The sequence below is a fragment of the Mesorhizobium sp. M0833 genome, assembly GCF_040319905.1.
Classification (GTDB): Bacteria; Pseudomonadota; Alphaproteobacteria; order Rhizobiales; family Rhizobiaceae; genus Mesorhizobium.
Genome location: NZ_JAMYOQ010000041.1, coordinates 14,376 through 32,230, shown reverse-complemented (window position 1 = coordinate 32,230; position 17,855 = coordinate 14,376). Strand labels below are relative to the sequence as shown.

19 protein-coding genes and 1 pseudogene are annotated in these 17,855 nt (G+C 62.6%); 16 read left to right on the top strand and 4 right to left on the bottom strand.

Annotated features, from left to right (window positions below; genetic code table 11):
• Position 1 precedes the first annotated feature (1 nt).
• The 5 genes from NKH98_RS29380 to NKH98_RS29360 are packed head-to-tail and all read left to right on the top strand — an operon-like array spanning position 2 to position 6,035.
• Entirely contained in the window at positions 2 to 1,381 is a 1,380-nt protein-coding gene (locus NKH98_RS29380) for an amidohydrolase (protein WP_352903751.1), read from the top strand.
• Between the two features lie 25 nt (positions 1,382 to 1,406).
• On the top strand, positions 1,407 to 2,501 hold the full coding sequence (locus NKH98_RS29375) for a BMP family ABC transporter substrate-binding protein (RefSeq protein ID WP_352903775.1): 1,095 nt from the start codon (positions 1,407 to 1,409) through the stop codon (positions 2,499 to 2,501).
• A gap of 2 nt (positions 2,502 to 2,503) precedes the next feature.
• Positions 2,504 to 4,030 carry an ABC transporter ATP-binding protein gene (locus tag NKH98_RS29370; protein WP_352903774.1) on the top strand — a complete coding sequence of 509 codons (1,527 nt, stop codon included), beginning with the start codon at positions 2,504 to 2,506 and terminating at the stop codon, positions 4,028 to 4,030.
• Positions 4,027 to 5,127 (top strand): ABC transporter permease, encoded by a 1,101-nt coding sequence (locus NKH98_RS29365; protein WP_352903749.1) that lies wholly within the window; start codon positions 4,027 to 4,029, stop codon positions 5,125 to 5,127. Before NKH98_RS29370 ends, NKH98_RS29365 begins: the two co-directional genes overlap by 4 nt.
• On the top strand, positions 5,124 to 6,035 hold the full coding sequence (locus NKH98_RS29360) for an ABC transporter permease (protein WP_352903747.1): 912 nt from the start codon (positions 5,124 to 5,126) through the stop codon (positions 6,033 to 6,035). The genes NKH98_RS29365 and NKH98_RS29360 overlap by 4 nt, the downstream gene beginning before the upstream one ends.
• Before the next feature lie 167 nt (positions 6,036 to 6,202).
• On the opposite strand, the gene NKH98_RS29355 is transcribed toward NKH98_RS29360, so the two are convergent.
• The gene (locus NKH98_RS29355) at positions 6,203 to 6,847 is read right to left on the bottom strand and encodes a hypothetical protein (RefSeq protein WP_352903745.1); all 645 of its coding nucleotides are present in this window, start codon (positions 6,845 to 6,847) and stop codon (positions 6,203 to 6,205) included.
• Between the two features lie 123 nt (positions 6,848 to 6,970).
• On the opposite strand from NKH98_RS29355, the pseudogene NKH98_RS29350 reads away from it, so the two are divergent.
• Positions 6,971 to 7,227, top strand: a pseudogene (locus tag NKH98_RS29350) (KUP/HAK/KT family potassium transporter); the annotation flags it as partial.
• A gap of 160 nt (positions 7,228 to 7,387) precedes the next feature.
• Positions 7,388 to 7,582 carry a hypothetical protein gene (locus tag NKH98_RS29345; protein WP_352903743.1) on the top strand — a complete coding sequence of 65 codons (195 nt, stop codon included), beginning with the start codon at positions 7,388 to 7,390 and terminating at the stop codon, positions 7,580 to 7,582.
• 57 nt (positions 7,583 to 7,639) lie between these two features.
• On the opposite strand, the gene NKH98_RS29340 is transcribed toward NKH98_RS29345, so the two are convergent.
• Both NKH98_RS29340 and NKH98_RS29335 read right to left on the bottom strand, forming a co-directional pair.
• Positions 7,640 to 8,830, bottom strand: a complete 1,191-nt coding sequence (locus NKH98_RS29340; protein ID WP_352903741.1) for an MFS transporter — start codon at positions 8,828 to 8,830, stop codon at positions 7,640 to 7,642.
• A 78-nt stretch (positions 8,831 to 8,908) separates the two neighbouring features.
• Entirely contained in the window at positions 8,909 to 9,646 is a 738-nt protein-coding gene (locus NKH98_RS29335; RefSeq protein WP_352903739.1) for an MBL fold metallo-hydrolase, read from the bottom strand.
• 70 nt (positions 9,647 to 9,716) lie between these two features.
• On the opposite strand from NKH98_RS29335, the gene NKH98_RS29330 reads away from it, so the two are divergent.
• From NKH98_RS29330 to NKH98_RS29295, 8 genes are all read left to right on the top strand, one after another.
• A complete protein-coding gene (locus tag NKH98_RS29330) occupies positions 9,717 to 10,385 on the top strand; it encodes an ArsR/SmtB family transcription factor (RefSeq protein ID WP_254819353.1) in 669 nt (222 codons plus the stop codon).
• Positions 10,386 to 10,522: 137 nt separating this feature from the next.
• Complete coding sequence (locus NKH98_RS29325; RefSeq protein ID WP_352648263.1) at positions 10,523 to 10,909, top strand: hypothetical protein; 387 nt, start codon at positions 10,523 to 10,525, stop codon at positions 10,907 to 10,909.
• 139 nt (positions 10,910 to 11,048) lie between these two features.
• A complete protein-coding gene (locus NKH98_RS29320; RefSeq protein ID WP_352903736.1) occupies positions 11,049 to 12,485 on the top strand; it encodes a multicopper oxidase family protein in 1,437 nt (478 codons plus the stop codon).
• Between the two features lie 28 nt (positions 12,486 to 12,513).
• Entirely contained in the window at positions 12,514 to 12,954 is a 441-nt protein-coding gene (locus tag NKH98_RS29315) for a DUF411 domain-containing protein (protein ID WP_352691287.1), read from the top strand.
• A 7-nt stretch (positions 12,955 to 12,961) separates the two neighbouring features.
• On the top strand, positions 12,962 to 13,510 hold the full coding sequence (locus NKH98_RS29310) for a TlpA disulfide reductase family protein (protein ID WP_352903734.1): 549 nt from the start codon (positions 12,962 to 12,964) through the stop codon (positions 13,508 to 13,510).
• Positions 13,511 to 13,572: 62 nt separating this feature from the next.
• On the top strand, positions 13,573 to 14,262 hold the full coding sequence (locus NKH98_RS29305; RefSeq protein ID WP_352903773.1) for an SCO family protein: 690 nt from the start codon (positions 13,573 to 13,575) through the stop codon (positions 14,260 to 14,262).
• A gap of 44 nt (positions 14,263 to 14,306) precedes the next feature.
• A complete protein-coding gene (locus tag NKH98_RS29300) occupies positions 14,307 to 15,095 on the top strand; it encodes a DsbA family protein (protein WP_352903731.1) in 789 nt (262 codons plus the stop codon).
• Positions 15,092 to 15,646 carry a hypothetical protein gene (locus tag NKH98_RS29295; protein ID WP_352903728.1) on the top strand — a complete coding sequence of 185 codons (555 nt, stop codon included), beginning with the start codon at positions 15,092 to 15,094 and terminating at the stop codon, positions 15,644 to 15,646. Before NKH98_RS29300 ends, NKH98_RS29295 begins: the two co-directional genes overlap by 4 nt.
• A gap of 489 nt (positions 15,647 to 16,135) precedes the next feature.
• Here the strand turns inward: NKH98_RS29295 and NKH98_RS29290 are convergent, their stop codons facing one another.
• Entirely contained in the window at positions 16,136 to 17,011 is an 876-nt protein-coding gene (locus NKH98_RS29290) for a class I SAM-dependent methyltransferase (protein WP_352903726.1), read from the bottom strand.
• On the opposite strand from NKH98_RS29290, the gene NKH98_RS29285 reads away from it, so the two are divergent.
• Positions 17,010 to 17,762 (top strand): TetR/AcrR family transcriptional regulator, encoded by a 753-nt coding sequence (locus NKH98_RS29285; RefSeq protein WP_352903724.1) that lies wholly within the window; start codon positions 17,010 to 17,012, stop codon positions 17,760 to 17,762. The genes NKH98_RS29290 and NKH98_RS29285 overlap by 2 nt on opposite strands.
• Positions 17,763 to 17,855: the final 93 nt, after the last annotated feature.

The following is a 17,855-nucleotide window of genomic DNA, read 5'->3' as shown; positions in this document are numbered from 1 at the left end:
CTTGGCGGGCCACTTGCTGAAGAACTGCGCAGCGGTCATCGTGGACGAGGGCAACGGTCCGGACATCCGGCGCAATGTCGATGTCTTGACCGACGGCCCGGCGATACGGGCCATCGGCGAAGGCCTCGACAAGGGAGAGTTGCCCGTCGGGACCGTCACGCAGGACGCCGCCGGCTGGTTCGTCTATCCCGGCCTCGTCAACACCCATCATCACTTCTTTCAATGCTTCGTGCGCAACCGCGCCGATCTGGACTGGACGAAGTTGTCGGTCATCGAATGGCTCGACCGGATCTATCCCATTTTCTCGCGGCTGACCGAGGAATGCTTCTACCACGCTTCGGTCACGGCGATGGCCGAGCTGATAAAGCACGGTTGCACGACCGCATTCGACCATCAGTATTGCTTTCCGTGGAAGGCCGGCAAGCGGCTGATCGACCGGCAGTTCGAAGCAGCCGAACTCCTCGGTATGCGCTTCCATGCCGGGCGCGGCGGCAACACGCTGCCGAAATCGAAAGGCTCGACCATCCCCGATGCCATGCTGGAGACGACGGACGAGTTCATCGCCGATTGCGCCCGGCTGATCGACGCCTATCATGATGCCGGCCCTTTCAGCATGCGCCAGGTCGCCGTCGCGCCCTGCCAGCCAGTCAACTGCTATCGCGAGACCTTCGTGGAATCGGTGGCGCTAGCGCGTGATCGCGGGGTGCGTATGCATACCCATGTCGGCGAGGGCGAAAGCCCGGTCATCGAGGACCGTCACGGCATGCGCACGGTGGATTACTGCGCGGAGATCGGCTTCTGCGGGCCGGATGCCTTCTATGCCCATTGCTGGGAGCTAACCCACGACGAGCTGCGCAAGATGGCCGCAAGCGGTACCGGCGTCTCGCATTGCCCTGAGCCGGTCTATCTCGTCGGCGCCGAAATCACCGATATCCCGGCGATGTCGGCCTTCGGCCTCAGCATAGGACTAGGTTGCGACGGTGCCGCCTCGAACGACAATTCCAACCTGATGCACTGCATCCACTCCGCCTACATGCTGCAATGTCTGTCGGCATCGACACGCGACCATCCCGTTCCGCCGCCGGCCGATTTTCTCGGTTATGCGACGACCGGGGGCGCGGCGCTGCTCGGGCGCGGCGACATCGGCAGGCTGACGCCTGGCATGGCTGCCGACCTTTTCGCCATCGATACGCGGCGCATGGACTATGTCGGCACGCGGCACGATCCGCTGAGCCTGCTTGCCAAGGTGGGCATCGGCATGCCGACCGACATGACCATGATCAACGGCCGCATCGTCTGGGCCAAGGGCGAGTTCCCGGGGCTTGACGAGGTGCAGCTGTTCGCGGAAGCCGAGGCGGCGCTCGCGACCGTGGAATTCTAAACCGAAAACAAGGGGAACCTACATGCTGACAAATCTTACCCGCAGAACATTGATGAAGGGCGCGGCCGCCTCCGGCCTCGTCGCAGCGGCGGGCGGCCGCGCGCTTGCTGCCGACGAACCTCTGGGCATCGTGCTCGTGGTCCCGTCGCCGGTCGGCGATGTCGGCTGGGGCCGTGCGCTCGCCGACGGGCTCGAGCCGGTGAAGGCAGCCTACGGCGACAAGGTGAAGGTCACCATCATCGAGAATATACAGGAAGGACCCGATGCCGACCGCATCATGAACAAGGTGGTCGCCGACGGGAACAAGTTCCTGATCGCCGGCTCCTTCGGCTACCAGAACGGTGCCCTGCAGATCGCGCGCCGGAACCCCGACGTCACCGTGCTGCATGCTTCCGGTTTCCAGGTAGCGCCGAACTTCTCGCCCTTCGCGGCCCAATATTTCCAGGGTACCTACCTGATGGGCATGGCGGCCGCCGCGCTGTCAAAGACCGGCAAGCTCGGCTCGGTCTCCGCCTTCGCCATTCCCGAACTGATCACCTCCATCAACGCCTTCACGCTGGGCGCGCAAGCAGTGAAACCCGATGTCGAGGTTTCGGTCGTATGGGTGAACTCCTGGTTCGATCCGGCCAAGGAGCAGGAAGCCGCCAAGGCGCTGCTGGCGCAGAAATGCGACGTGATCTTCTCCAACGCGCAGGACACGCCCTCCGTCGTGTCGGCCTGCGAGGAGGCCAGCGTCCCTGCCTTCAACCTCAATTCGTCGATGAAGAAATACGCGCCTAAAACCTATCTCGGCTGCGTGGCGACCGATTGGTCACCCTTCTTCAAAGCCTCGGTCGACGCCCACCTCGCCGGCAAGTTCAAGGGCGTCAACGCTTTCCTGGGTGTCGGTGACAAGGTTGTAAAGGTCGTTGACTGGAACCCGGGTATCCCGGCCGACATGATGAACAGGATCAAAGAGGTTGAAGCCAAGATTGCCGGCGGCAGCTTCTCGCCCTTTGCCGGTCCGGTCGCCAAGGCCGACGGCAGCGAGGGAGTCCCCGCCGGCAAAACGATGACCGATGCCGAGATCGTCGCAATGGACTGGCACGTCAAGGGTGTCACCACGCCGCTGCCCAAGTGACCGTGACCACCCCGCTCCTGTCGCTGCGCGGCATCTCCAAGAGCTACGGCCAAATCCATGCCAATAGAGACATCGATCTGGATGTGGCTCCGTGCTCGATCCATGCGATCCTCGGGGAAAACGGAGCGGGCAAGTCGACGCTGATGAAGCTGATCTATGGCGTCGAGCAGCCGGACGCCGGAATGGCGACCTGGAAAGGGGAACCCCTGGCCCTTGCTTCCCCGGCGGATGCGAGGCGCAAGGGGATCGGCATGGTCTTCCAGCATTTCTCCTTGTTCGAGACGCTGACGGTGGTGGAGAACATCCGGCTGGTCGTGCCCAGGGGCAAATCGGATCTTGCGGATCGCATCCGCATGCTCGGCCGCGAGTTCGGACTCGAAGTCGATCCGCTCGCCCATGTGCACGCGCTCTCTGTCGGAGAGCGGCAGCGGGTGGAAATCATCCGCTGCCTGATGACCGAACCCCAACTCCTGATCCTCGATGAGCCGACCTCCGTCCTGCCCCCGCAATCGGTGGACAAGCTATTCGAGACATTGCGGCGGCTGCGCGACCGCGGCGTGTCCATCCTGTTCATCTCGCACAAGCTGGAGGAGATCCGCGCGGTCTGCGACCGCGCGACCATCCTGCGCGGTGGGCGCATCACCGGCCGCGTGGACCCGCGCGACCACGACGCGCACGACCTCGCCCGGATGATGATCGGCCGCGACATGCCGCAGCCCATGCCGGCGCTTGCGCATTCCGGCGGTGAAAAGCGCCTCGAAATCGTCGGCCTCGACCATCGGCGGCCGGACGATCCCTTCGCCGTGCCGCTTTCCGACGTCAGCCTGACGGTCCGGGCCGGCGAGATCCTCGGGATCGCGGGCATATCGGGCAACGGGCAAAGTGAACTGGCAGCGTTGATTTCAGGCGAAACGGTGCTGCCGCGCGAACAGTCCGACCGTATCTACATGATGGGAAAGGATGTCGGCGCGCTCGACGCGGCCGCCCGCCGCCGACTGGGCTTCGCCTTCGTTCCCGAGGAACGGCTCGGCCGCGGCGCGGTGCCGGAAATGTCGCTCGTCCTCAACAGCCTTCTGACCGCCCATCCGTTCGGCCTGTTGAAACGCGGCCTCGTCGACACGAACCAGGTGAAGGCTTTCACCGAGGACTGCATCCGGCAATACGACGTGCGCACGCCCGGTTCGGAAGCGGAGGCCGGCTCGCTTTCGGGCGGCAATCTGCAAAAGTTCATCGTCGGTCGAGAGATCATGCTGTCCCCGCAATTGCTGTTCGTGGCGCAACCCACCTGGGGCGTCGACATCGGCGCCGCGTCCGCCATCCGCCGGCGCCTCGTTGCCCTGCGCAACGAAGGCATGGGTATCCTCGTCATCTCGGAGGAACTGGAGGAACTGTTCGAACTCTGCGATTCGATCCAGGTGATCCATCAAGGCCGGCTGAGCCCGCCGCTGGTGACGCGCGACACGAGACCCGAGGAGATCGGCCGCTACATGATCGGCGCGCATTCGACGGCCAAAAAGGTCCCTGCATGAGCGCTCTGTCCGCGCCGCTCCTGCCTGTTCTCGTTCGCCGGGAGCATGCCTCGCTTCCCGTCAAACTGATCGCCCCGCCCGTCGCGCTCGCCTTGGCGACGCTTCTCAATCTCGGGATCTACCTCCTTATGGGCCGCGATCCGGTAGCCGTTTTCCACGCGATGCTTCTGGAGCCCTTCCTGTCCTGGGCCTCTTTCTCGGAAGTCCTGCTTAAGACCGCGCCGCTACTGCTGATCGCGCAGGGGCTTGCGATCGGCTTTCGCGCAAAGGTCTTCAACATCGGCGCCGAGGGCCAGTTCATCCTCGGCGCGATCTTCGCATCGGCCATTCCCATCTGGTTCCCAGAGGCAACGGGCCAATGGATCTGGCCCTCCATGCTTGTCATCGGTGCGCTGGGCGGCGCTCTGTGGGCGTCGCTCACCGCCTTCTGGCGCGTGAAGCTCAATGCAAACGAGATTCTCGTATCGCTCATGCTGGCGCTCGTTGCCGCGCAACTGCTCAACTACCTGCTTCTCGGCCCCTGGAAGGACCCAAACGGCTTCAACTTCCCGCAATCGGTGATGTTCCAGTCCGACGCGATGGTGCCGATCCTGATCCCCGGCACGCGCGTCAACGTCTCGCTGCTTATCGCCTGCGCGCTCTCCCTTGCGGCCTGGATCTTCATGCAGAGGAGTTTCACCGGCTTCAAGCTGCAGGTCGGCGGCCTCGCGCCGCGCGCGGCCGGATACGCCGGCTTCAACGAAGGACGGGCGATCTGGCTTTCCCTGCTCATCGGCGGTTTCGCGGCAGGCCTCGCCGGAGCGGCCGAGGTGGCCGGGCCGCTCGGCCAGCTGCAGCGCTCCATCTCGACCGGCTACGGTTATGCCGCCATCATCGTGGCCTATCTCGGTGGCCTTCACCCGGTCGGTATCACCTTTTCCGCGTTGCTCATGGCGGCCCTCTATATCGGCGGCGATAACGCCATGGTCTCGGCAAATCTGCCGGTCGCTGCGGTCAGGGTTTTCCAGGGCAGCCTGCTGCTCGCCTATCTCGTCGCCATCGCCTTCGTCCGCTACCGGCTCGAATGGCGCCATGCCGCCCACGGAAGCACGTCATGAACGCCGTCGAGTTCATCATCGCCGGGATGTTGGCGGCGGCTACGCCGTTTCTCCTGGCGGCGCTCGGCGAACTGGTGGCCGAGCGGGCCGGCGTCCTCAACCTCGGGGTGGAGGGACTGATGGCCCTCGGCGCCGTCATCGCCTTCATTATCGTCTATCAAGGCGGCGGGCATCTCCTCGGTTTCCTCGCCGCGGGCCTCGCCAGCGCGGCTCTTTCCCTGGTCTTTGCCGTCATCGCGCTGGGATTTCGCGCAAACCAGGTTGCGGTAGGCCTTGCCATAGGCATCCTCGGCCAAGGCCTCTCGGCACTGTTCGGCAAGAGCTATGAGAGCCTCACGGTTAAGGGGCTTCCGAAGCTTTCATTGCCCGGGCTTTCGGATATGCCGGTGATCGGCGGCTTGTTCGCCCAAGACGTTGTCGTGTGGCTTTCGCTTGCCGCGACCGTCGCCATCTGGGCGATGTTCGCCTACACCAAAACAGGCCTCGTCGTCCGCGCCGTCGGCGAGAACCCCAAGGCGGCCCGTGCGCTCGGCTATCCGGTGATCGCCGTGCGCTTCGCCGCGGTCGCCTTCGGCGGCGCGTTGGCAGGTTTCGCCGGTGCCTACGCATCCGTGGTCTACACTCCGCTCTGGGCCGATGGCATGATCGCCGGGCGCGGCTGGATTGCGATTGCGCTCGTCGTCTTCGGCACTTGGCTTGCCAGCCGTATCTTCCTCGGTGCGTGCCTCTTCGGCGCCGTGTCCCTCGCAAGCCTCGCGGCCCAGGCGACAGGGCTGGACGTTTCCTCGCAACTTCTATCGAGCTTGCCTTATCTCGTGACCGTGATCGTGCTCGGCATCATCTCTTCGAACCGGCGTCTGCTCAAGCTCAACGGCGTGGCTTCGCTGGGAGAACCTTTCGAACGATAGTGTCGCTTGGTACGGCCCATCAAGGATTCCGTGAAGAATGGTGGATTGCGCCCCGCGCTCTGACGCCATCCAGCGCGCCGACTCGGCCCCGCTCGTCGCCTACGGGCGGCGGCAACCGGCGCACCTTCATAGAATGTCAGCCCCGACCCGAAGCATTCAGGCGTCAGCTAGAAGCGATAACGCACTCCAACAGTATTCGCGTTGGAACCCTCTCCCATGTTTCCAAACGTGCCACCGGCGCCGGATCTGTGATGGAGTTGATAGACAAGCTCGACGTTGGGAGCTTGCCTTAGTCTGAAAGAAAGCTCCGCGCCGATAAAACCCAGGAAGGATGCATCGCCATCGTAATGGATTTCGCGGGCGTGCTCGATCTCGGTGACGCCTGTAACGGCACTGACACCGGCCGTCAGCGCTGGCGCAATCGCCAGATCGCCGATGACAAGGCCCTGGTGGCGAAGTCGCATCCCGGCCCAAAGCTCTCCGGATGTATCGTCGTCCTCGCCAAACCTTATGGCAGCCCCAGTCACACCGCCAAGGACAAAACCGGCGCCAACATCGGCGAAATCACGGCCGTAAGCAGCTCCGATCATGTAATTGTTCGTATAGTCGGCCCCGAAGACGTTGATAGTATCCCCGAAGGACCCGGTCACAAAGACACCCCCAAAAACATAGACGTCGTTCTTCGTCGGTTGACCGGCAGCGAAAGGATCTTCGGTTGCAAAATAGATGGAAGGAGAACTGTTGTCGGCGAGGGCGGAAGTGAAGGAACCGGTCAGAATCAGCGCAGCCAAAGCCGCTTGCACCCCGCGCATGCACAAGCTCCGAATCAATTCTCAGTTGATCATCATTCCTCCGGTGTTTCCCGTGAAGAAGCAAGTTCCCTGCTCCAGAAATTGGAGGGCTCTACCCCGTTGCTTGACCAAGGTTTTTTCGGGACGCTGACCTTCGGCTATATGGGGCAGCCCAACATCCCCCGCGCGCTGGCGATCTGCCGCAAGAAGGCTGGAAGTTCGACATCACGAGATCCTTCTTCCTGTCGCGGCGCTCGCTCAAGACATCGCCCAATTCCGGCATGCCGGTCTGGCAGGACAAGCTGTTCACCGGGCTGGCGCGCACGGCGGCTGATGCGACTGAATATTGCAAGATTCCGACCGGACGTGTGGTCGAGATCGGAACCCAGGTGGCTGTCTAAGCTTCTGCATATACAGTAGGCGCTGGTCCGACTTGGCACCTGCCCATCCGTCAACCCACGTGAGCCCACAGGCGCAGTGGCTCGCGTCGACATCATATGGATTTATCCAACCCATGCGAGCATACTGCCTGAACGCGTTCCTTTAGCGAGGAACAAGCTGATGCGCGTCGGTACGAGGGGCGTTCCGATCGAATACTACACGCTAAGGATTGCCGAGCCGGCAGGCTCGCAATCTGGTGCTGGAGGCAACCCCAAAGCAGAACACCGCAACGAGGTAGCCGACGAGACTGAAGCGCAGATCACGAACGGCCAGGCCGGCAATGATGGCCAGTTGCGCAACACCAATGTACCGTAGGATGAGCGTGAGCGAGTCCGTGAGTGCCATCGGATATCAGGCCGACCCCCCGATCGACTATCTGCGGGAAGGTCGGCGCGAACCTTTGGCGGCCTCCTGCATCGCGATGGCAACAATTGCGCCAGAGACAAACGTCAATGCGGCAATCGATGTTATCGCCCACGTGAGCCCGAAGCGATCGGCGATGAGACCTGCGGAGAGCGCGCCGATCGCGTAGCCGAGATCGCGCCAGAACCGATAGACGCTGAGCGAGCGGGCGCGCCAGCTAGGATGCGAGGCGTCGGAAACGGCAGCGATCAGACTTGGATAGACCATTGCCGTTCCAAGGCCGAGCAGAAGACTGCCGATGAGCCACCATTCGAACCGGCCCGTGGCGGCGGTAAGAAACAGACCGCCGGCCTGGGTCCACATCCCTGCGACGATCAGGCCCTTGCGGCCCCAGCGATCGCTCAAGGGGCCGGTGACGACCTGCAGGATTCCCCATGTTGCGGGATAGACCGCCTTCAGGATGCCGATGCGCTCGATGCCAAGTCCAAAGGACACGAAGAACAATGGGAAAATACCCCAGCTCATGCCGTCGTTGAGGTTGTTGACGAGGCCGGCTTGCGAAGCCGCGAACAGATTGCGATTCCGGAACGAGGTCAGCGCAAACACCTCCCGGAAACTGATCGGCACGGATTGCATTTCGTGAGCGGATGTTTCCAACCGGAGGTGGTCGCGCGTGTCACGGATTAGCAGCACCGACAATACGGTGCCGACGATGGCGTAGCCGATCCCGAGATAGATGGGCACCGGGCGCAGGCCGTATCGCGAAGCGAGATAGCCCGTGAGGAATGCCGTTACGCCGACGGCGAGATAGCCGGCAAACTCATTGAGGCCGACTGCAAGGCCACGTGATTTCGGACCGACGAGATCGACCTTCATGACCACAGTCATCGACCAGGCCAGTCCTTGATTGATGCCGAGCAGTGCATTGGCCGCAATCACCCATCCCCAGCTCGGAGCCCAGATGATCATGAACGGAACCGGCAAGCCGACAAGCCAGCCGAGGACGAGAACGCGCTTGCGCCCCCAGCTATCGGCGAGTTGGCCGGAGACGAGATTGGCAAGCGCCTTGACCACGCCGAAGCTCACGATGAAGGAGACGACAAGTGTCGTTGACGTGATGCCGAACTCTTCCGATCCGATGAGCGGCACGACCGTTCGCTCGATCCCGACCATGCCGCCGACAAAAGCATTCACCAGCATCAGGAGAGCAAACTGCCGCCAGTTTTCCCTAAGCCCAAGTCTGACAGTCGAGCCTGCTGACCGCGAAACGCCCATCGGTCAGGCCGCGGCGACCAACCCGGCATTGGTGGCTCGGTTGCGCGCCGCATCCGGCGGCGGGAGTGGTATGTCGGCGACCATCGTGGCGACGAAGGTGCCCTCGTCCTCAATGCGGAATGCTTTGTTGAAGCGCTTCTCGAAGCCAATCGTCGATGTCGGCTTGCCGCTGAGCGAGCGCCCGCAGACCGAGCCGGAATATGCGCCGGGCAGCACCTCGACGTGATCCGGCAGTTGCTTGAGACGGCGCACGCTGGAAAACAGCGTCCGCGCGCCGGCCTCGGCGTCGGTTGCCAGTTCGGTTCGCCCGAGATCGCCAACCATCAGCGTGTGGCCTGTCAGCACGAACCACGGCTCGCTCGCGCGTGTCCGATCGGTGACCAAGAGCGAAATGTGCTCCGGCGTATGCCCGGGCGTGTGCATGACGGCCATCATCACATTGCCGAGTTCGAGCACGTCACCGTCCTTGGCGTGCAGAAACGGGAACCCGGCCTCCGCGCCTTCGAAGAGCAGGTATTCCGCGCCGGACGCTGCAGCGAGCGACCGCCCGACGGAAATGTGGTCGGCATGGATGTGCGTGTCGACCACATAGAGGATGCGCATGCCCGTCGCCTCGGCGACCCTAAGGTAAGGCGCAATGTCACCGACCGGATCGACCACCGCAGCGGCCGATTTTCCACCACATCCGAACAGGTAGGATGCGGCGACGGGATCGGAATGGAGGAATTGACGGAGGATCATGGCTTGCGCTCCCTACCTCGCCTGCGGTAATATTCAATTATTCTGCTGAATGTTTCACCGAGGAACAGTCGTGTCAAGCATTGGACCAAAACAGGCGATTTTCGCCAGCCTTGCCGAGGTGGCTCAGGCGCTCGGGCATGCGCACCGGCTGGAATTGCTGGAGCACCTCGCACAGGGTGAACGCAGCGTCGAAGGACTGGCGGCTCGGGCCGGCCTCAACTTTGCCAACGCCTCGCGCCACCTTCAAATCCTTCGACGCGCGCGACTTGTCGAGGCCGAGCGGCATGGCAAGCATATGCTCTATCGCCTCTCAGGAGATGTTCTGGTGGTTGAATTAATGAAGGCTCTGGGGCGCGTGGGCGAGCGGAACGTCGCCGAGGTCAACCGCGTCATGACCGACTATTTCCAGGCTCGCGACGCCTTGGAGGCTGTGTCGCGTGAAGAGCTTGTCTCAAGGTTGCGTGATGGCCTTGTCACGGTTCTCGATGTCCGGTCGGAGGACGAATTCGCGCTCGGACATCTACCGGGAGCGCTCAACATCCCGTTCGCTGAACTTGAAAACCGGCTGGCGGAACTTCCCGCGAAACGGGAGGTCATTGCCTATTGCCGCGGCCCTTATTGCGTTCTCTCGTTCGAGGCTGTCGCGGCACTGCGGGCGCGAGGGTATGTCGCTCACCGGCTCGAGGACGGGTATCCCGATTGGAAGGCCGCAGGCCTTCCAATTGAGGCAGCGGCCTGAGTGGTCCCGCAGCCAAAAGTTTTCGGTCGAACAACATGACGCCACCAGTTCCGCGATCACCGCTGCTTATCGCGCAAGTCTTGATGTCGCAGCATCGGGGACTTGCAAAAGCTGCATTTTGCGGCCAGCCTAGGCGGATGATGGCCCGGCTGTCGCCAAAACATCTCCTCGTCATGCTAATAGCGGTCTTCCTGACCGCCGGGTTCAGCCTGTCTGCCGCTCAGGCCAGCGTCATGTCGGCCAAGATGGCGAACGCTATGGCGATGCCCACCGGTGCCACCACAGGCACTTTGGCCGGTGCTTCCATGAACGGCGACTGCAAGGCGTGCCTCAAAGACATCGGCGACAGTGGCAACCCGATGCATTGTCCGCCGACCTGCATCGCACCGGTGCTGGCGGTGCTGCCGCAAGACCTCGCGGTGACGGCAGTTCTCCACGTGCAGCAGCCATCGACGCAAGCTGCCCCGTTGCTGCAGGGACGAAGTTCCCTACCCGACCCATACCCTCCCCGACTCAGCGCTTGACGCCGTTTCAGCCGTGAGGCGGCTGATTCCCGGCGCGTGATCGCCTGTGTTGCGCATCGTTGCGCGCGCGGGCGCATACAGCATTCCAGTTCGATGCCGAGTGGCTCGCCATCGATCGAGATCGCAAAGGGCTAGCAGGGTGAGATACGATTTCAGTCATTCGATATCGCGCCGCGGGTTTTTTGCGGCGGCGGCGGGCGCTGCCGTGTCCTGCTCGCTGCGTCCTGCACGCGCCTCGACCGAGGACGAGCGCCGGATCAAGGTCGGCCCGGGCCAGGCGCTGCTCAATGGCGCCGACGGTCCGTCTACCGCAGTTTGGACCTATAGCGGCACCACCCCCGGCCCAACATTGCGCCTGCGGCAGGGCCAGCCGGTCCGCATCACTGTCGAGAACGGACTAGACGAAGACACGACCGTCCATTGGCATGGCATCCGTTTGCCGAACGCCATGGACGGCGTGCCGGGCCTGACCCAGAGGCCGATCGGACCGGGCGAGAACTTCGTCTATGAGTTCACGCCGCCAGATGCCGGCACCTTCTGGTACCATTCGCATGCCGACAGCCTGGTACAGATCGGCCGTGGACTCGCCGGCCCGCTGATCGTTGAGGAACGTGAGCCCGTCGCCGCCGACCGCGATCTCCTCTGGCTGCTGCAGGACTGGCGGCTCACCAGTGACGGCCAGATCGCCGGCGGCTTCGGCAGCATGATGGATGCGTCGATGTCGGGCCGCGTCGGCAATGCCGTCACCATCAACGGCGCGGCGCCGGCCGACCTGAGCGTGACGGCAGGTGAGCGCGTCAGACTGCGACTCGCCAATGCCTGCCTTGCCCGCATGGTGGCGCTGCGCTTCGAGGGTCACCGTCCGGTGATCGTCGCGGTCGACGGCCAGCCCTGCGACCCGCATGAACCGGAAGACGGCCGCCTGGTGCTGGCACCGGCCATGCGCATCGACATTATGCTCGACATGCAGGGTGGTCCCGGCAGCAGGCACGCCGTGGTCGATGACTTCTATGACGGCCTCGTCTACACGCTGACAACGCTTGCCTATGACAAGGCACCGCCGCTGCGCCACCATCTTCTCGATGCTCCGCGTCGCCTGCCCGCCAATCCGCTGCCGGCCCCCGACCTGGCCAAGGCTGAACGGCATGAGATCGTCCTGCAAGGCGGCATGATGGGCGGCGGCAAGCTGGCCGGCGTCGGCGGCATGATGGGCATGGCGATGCCCGGCATGAACGGCGCCGCCGCCTGGGCAATCAACGGCATGTCGATGACCGGCGATGGCGATGCCGGCATGGCGCCGCAGTTTACGCTCAAACGCGGCGTGACTTGCCACCTCACTGTGCGCAACGAAACCGCCTGGTGGCACCCCATGCACGTTCACGGCTTCAGCCTGTCGGTGCTTTCGCGCAACGGCTTGCCGGTACCGCACCGGCAATGGCAGGACACGGTGCTGCTCGCCCCCAAGGACACGATCGAATGCGCCTTCGTTGCCGACAATCCCGGTGACTGGATGCTGCATTGCCATGTCGCCGATCACCAGATGGCCGGCCTGATGACAGTGTTCCACGTGACCTGAAAGTTTTATCCAACCAAGGAGAACTGCAATGAAACTGACCTACCGCCTTGCCGCACTGTCCCTGCTGATCGCAACGCCGCTGCCCGCCTTCGCCGCGACTATCAACGCCGTCATGTACAAGAACCCGCAATGCAGCTGCTGTGAATCCTACGCCAACTACCTTGAGCACAATGGCTTCAAGGTCGATATCAAGCCGGTCAACAATCTCTCTCAAATCAGCAGCGATGCCGGCGTGCCGGCGGACCTTGAGGGCTGCCATACACTGATCGTCGACGGCTATGTCGTCGACGGCCTTGTGCCAGTCGAAATCGTCAAGAAGCTGTTGACCGAGCGGCCAGCCATTAGCGGCATCACGCTGGCCGGCATGCCGGCAGGCGCGCCCGGCATGGGCGGCGAGAAGTCCGAGACCTGGACGATCTACGCCTTCACCAAGGACGGCAAGGCGCCGACCGTCTATGCGACCGAGTGAGCGCACCGTGATCAAGTGCAAATGGGCTATCTTCCTTGTCTGCTCGCTGCTGGCGTTTCCGCCGCCCTCCGTGGCAGCGGGGGCATCTGAGAACTTCACACTGCTCGATACGCCCGCCGCCGTGCCGGAAATCAGCTTCGAGGACGGCACCGGCAAGCCGAAAACGCTCGCCGATTTCTCCGGTAAGGTGGTTCTGCTCAACATCTGGGCGACATGGTGCGCGCCCTGCCGCAAGGAAATGCCGACGCTTGACCGGCTGCAGGCCAAGCTCGGCGGACCGGATTTCGAGGTCGTCGCGCTGTCGATGGACCGGAAGGGTCCCGACGCCGTGAAGAAATTCTTCGCCGAGACCGGCGTTACACGCCTTGCGCTGAACATCGATACCTCGGCCAAAGTCATGTTCACGCTCGGCGCGGTGGGCCTGCCGATGACCGTGCTTATCAACCGCGACGGCAAGGAGATCGGCCGGCTGATCGGGCCGGCTGAATGGGATTCTCCCGACATGGTCGATTTCATCCGCAGCCGTATTGCCGCTAGCCCGAAAGGAAAAGGCTGATGCTTGCCAGAAACCGGGACGAGCCGACGGTTCGGGACGTTTCATCCGCCTGGAACGAATGGATGCGTCTGTTGTGCGGCCTGATCGTCTTCACCGCGCTGATCGCCGGCTTCACGCATGGAGCGCCGGCGCATTCAATGGACGAAGTCGACGCCATGCTGCAGAACGACGAGAAATATTTCCAGCAGATCGACAGGCCAACGCCCGATTTCACGCTGCGCACCGCCGACGGTCGCATCGTGCGGCCGGCCGACCTCATCGGCAAGGTCGTCGTCCTCCATTTCATCTACACATCGTGCCCGGACGTCTGCCCGCTGCATGCCGAGAAGATCGCCGAGATCCAGAAGATGGTGAATAGCACGCCGATGAAGGATCAGGTCACCTTCGTGACGATCACCACCGATCCCACAAAGGACAAGCCCGATGTGCTCAATGCCTATGGACCGGCGCATGGGCTCGATCCTGTCAACTGGCTGTTCCTGACCACTGCCCCGGGCCAGCCGGAGGATATGACGCGCAATCTGGCGGAAGCCTTCGGTCACAAATTCAGCCTGACCAATGATGGCTACCAGATGCACGGGATCGTCACGCATGTGATCGACAAGGAGGGCCGCTGGCGGGGGAACTTCCACGGCCTGAACTTCGCGCCTGTCAATCTCGTCACCTTCGTCAACGCGCTCACCAACAATGTCGAGCGCACGCACCACGAACGGGACGAAGGCTGGCTGGCAAAATTGAAGGGCCTCTTTTGACGGAGAGGCACCGACATTCTCGACGACAAGAAAGGGAGATGCGCATGTTCACCAAGCCAAGAGATGCAGGCAGGTATTGCAGCGGCATCGCCCGCGCCCTGCTCTTTGCCGGCCTGACAGGATGGTTCCTGCTCAATCCGGGCTTTCAAGCCATACAGGCGAATGCTGCAGGCGAAATGTCCCAGGATCAGTTCGACCAGCGGATACACGACTATATCCTGGCGCATCCGGAGGTTCTCGTGCAGGCGCTGAAAAGCCTGGACCAGCGCCAGCGTGAAGCAGATGCAGCCCAGGCCAGGCAGGTGCTCAAGGCGCGCGCGGACGACATCTTCCGTGACAAGCAAAGTCCAGTCGGCGGCAACGCCGAGGGCAACGTTACCCTGGTCGAGTTCTTCGACTATAATTGCCCCTATTGCAGGCAGATGGCGCCGGTCATGGAACAGGCTGCGGCCGACGATCCGCAACTCCGGATCGTCTACAAGGAATTCCCCATCCTCGGCCCAGATTCGGTATTCGCGGCCAAGGCGGCGCTCGCCGCCGACAAGCAGGGCAAATACACAGCGTTTCACAAGGCGCTCTATGGGTCCAAGACAAGGGTGACCGAGGCGGCCGTCCTCAAGATCGCCGCCGAGGCCGGGCTGGACGTCGAGCGCATGAAGGGCGATATGCGGCAGCCGGACATCCAGGCGCTGATCGACCGCAACATGGAACTGGCCCAGGCGCTGAGAATAACGGGAACGCCGGGATTTATCGCCGGCGACCAGATTTTTCCCGGCGCCACCGATCTTGCGACGCTGAAGAAGCTCATCGAGCAGGCGAGGAGCGGCAAATGACAAGGACCCCAAATCGACGCACGGTCATTCTCGGCGTCTTCGGCGCCGCCACGGCTGCAGGCTTTCTCGGACCGGATTTGGCAATCGCTGCCGACGATCCCGAATTGACCAAACGTTTCAAAGATCTCAGCGAGAACGGCAACAGCACCTGCTCGGCCAAGTTTACCGAGTCGATCGCGACCATGCCCGCGATGGCGCGCATCAAGGGCTCGTGCTGCAGCCCGATGGAACTGAAACGCTATCGCGAGCAGGTAAATGGGCTTACCCAATATCGCGCCATCCCGATGATCCCCAGCGACCCGTACGACATACCGGCGGCGACCGCGCAGCAGATGCTGCCTTACTACGATCTGAAGCTCACCGGGGACGAGCAGAAGGCCTACGATTACGCGATGGCCAATTCCGAGGAGAAGGGCCCCTGCTGCTGCCCATGCTGGCGCTGGAGAGTGTATGGCGGACTGGCGAAATACCTGATCCACGAACACGGCTTTGACGGCAGGCAAATTGTGAACGTATGGGACCTGTCCGACGGCTGCGGCGGGGGAATGTAGAATTGCCGGAGTATGCATCTTTCCCCGTTCTGTAACCGGAATCACCGTTGTCTTGACGGAGGTTGCCGGCGACTTAACTTAGCTTGCACTCGCCAATCGTGGGCGGCGAACTCAGCCTTCGCGCCAGAGGATCATTTCCATGATGGATGGGTCAGGGGGCATGTGGTTGATGGGTGGGATGGGCCTCATCTGGATCCTGGTGTTGGTCGCCCTCGTGCTCGCGATCGCGGCGCTCGTCAAATATCTACAACGCTGACCGATTGAAGCGCCGAGACGTTGGCCGCCGCGGCGGGCTTCGGCCGAGATCAGCAACGACATGCGGATCAGGGGCTTGCCGTCACGACCCACGTCGACGACCCTGCCACGAGTCGGCAAGGCCAGCGCTCAGTTCGCACGACCCGCCAGACTGCAATGCCTTCGAGTCCCGGGCTCCATGTCGCGTGACTTTTCGGGGCGACGCTTAAGTCTGGCGGCTGTCGCATGCCTCGGTCACGCTGATCGGACCTTGTCCGTCGTCGCGCGAACATAGTTCAGGTTCTTGGTGCCGACGGCGCCGATGTCGCCGACCTTGAATCCGCTCTCGGTCAACAACGAGGCGATCCCATTCATGTCCACGTGACCATGTCGATGAAGTCTCGGCAATCTGGACTTGCGTACCGGCCTGCCGAAATCGACAAGCAACAGCCGGCCAGTGGGCTTCAAGACGCGTGCTGCCTCGCGGACGAAGGCCGATCGAACGGGCTTCGACAGATGATGCAGCATCAGCGTGCCGATCACAATGTCGAACTGCGCGTCCTTGAAGGGAAGCTTCTGCGCCGTCCCGTTGACGAAAGTCAGATCGAGGCCAGACCTTTTGGCCTTGGCGCGCGCCCTCTCGATCATTTCAGCCGATGCATCGACGCCCGTGACGCTTCCATCAGAACCCACTAGCCGCTTCGCGGCAATCGCAAGGGTTCCCGTTCCGCAGGCGACATCAAGCACCGCTTCGCCGGGCCGGAGCTTCGCCAAGCGAAGCATGTGCTCGCGAAACCGCCCCTCGCGGCCGAAGGTCAGAACGCGCGCAAGCCAGTCATAGCCCGCCGCCCGATGCAGGACGATGCCGATCCCCCTGTCGCTCGCGCCGTGCGTGCCTTTTCCGCCGAGGCCTATGCGAGAAAGGAAGTCCCAGAGCAATACGATCGCGATTGCTGCTAGGATAAGGCCGTGGAATGCCGCCACCCAGGCGCCGGCGCCGATGTAGCCCATGCCAAAATTGGCCAGAGAGAGGAAGCCGGCGACGAGCGACAGTTTGGCAAGCAGGGCCATCGCGATCACGCCCTTGCGCGAATGCCGTCCGTTGCCGGCGCGGTGACCAGATAAGTGCATGTCGGCGACCTTCCGTCGCGGCCTGTCCAATATACGATTTGAGCTTCTGGACTTGGCGTATCATACTGGACACAATGTCCAGCATGAGATTCCGGACACCAGACCTTTGAATGTCCAGAAGCAGGCGCCGAAAGTGGCGATGACCATAAAAATCGACCGGACGAGCGACTCAAACACCATCGATCGCCGCGTCGCGCGGACGCGCGCGCTGCTGCAGGATGCGCTTATTGCCCTGATCCCGGAGCACGCATATGCGGCCATCACGGTCGACGACATTTGCCAGAGAGCAAATGTCGGCAGGTCGACCTTCTATACCCACTACGCAGACAAGGATGCTCTACGCAGCGCGACCATCGAGGCGCATCTGGGGTCGCTAAGCCGTGGGCGCATGTCGGCAAGTCACGAGATTGGTACTCGCCTGTTTGCATTTAGCCTTCCCATGTTCGAACACGCACTTGCGTTCCGGTCGCTTCACCACGCGCTGCTTGCGAGCAGCGGCGACACGATCCATGACGAATTGCGCGAGCGTATCCGCCGCGCCGTTCGAGCAGAACTTGTCGAAAAGCGGTTCGGTGGAGGTAGAGTACCCGTCGAATTCGCCGTCCAGTTCATCGCCGGCGCGTTTCTTGCGGTCCTCACCTGGTGGGTCGCCACCGACACGAACCTTTCACCGGCGCAAGCGGATGATCTCTTCCAGGGAATGGCGGGAAACGGTGTCGGCGCCTGGGATATGCCAGGCTCCGATTCGTAGAACGGGATTGGCCTTGGCGCGGCAGACGTGGCGCCTGATAGCGGCCGCCAGGAGGACTTATCGGGCTGGACTTGCCGAAGTGCCGATGGAGAA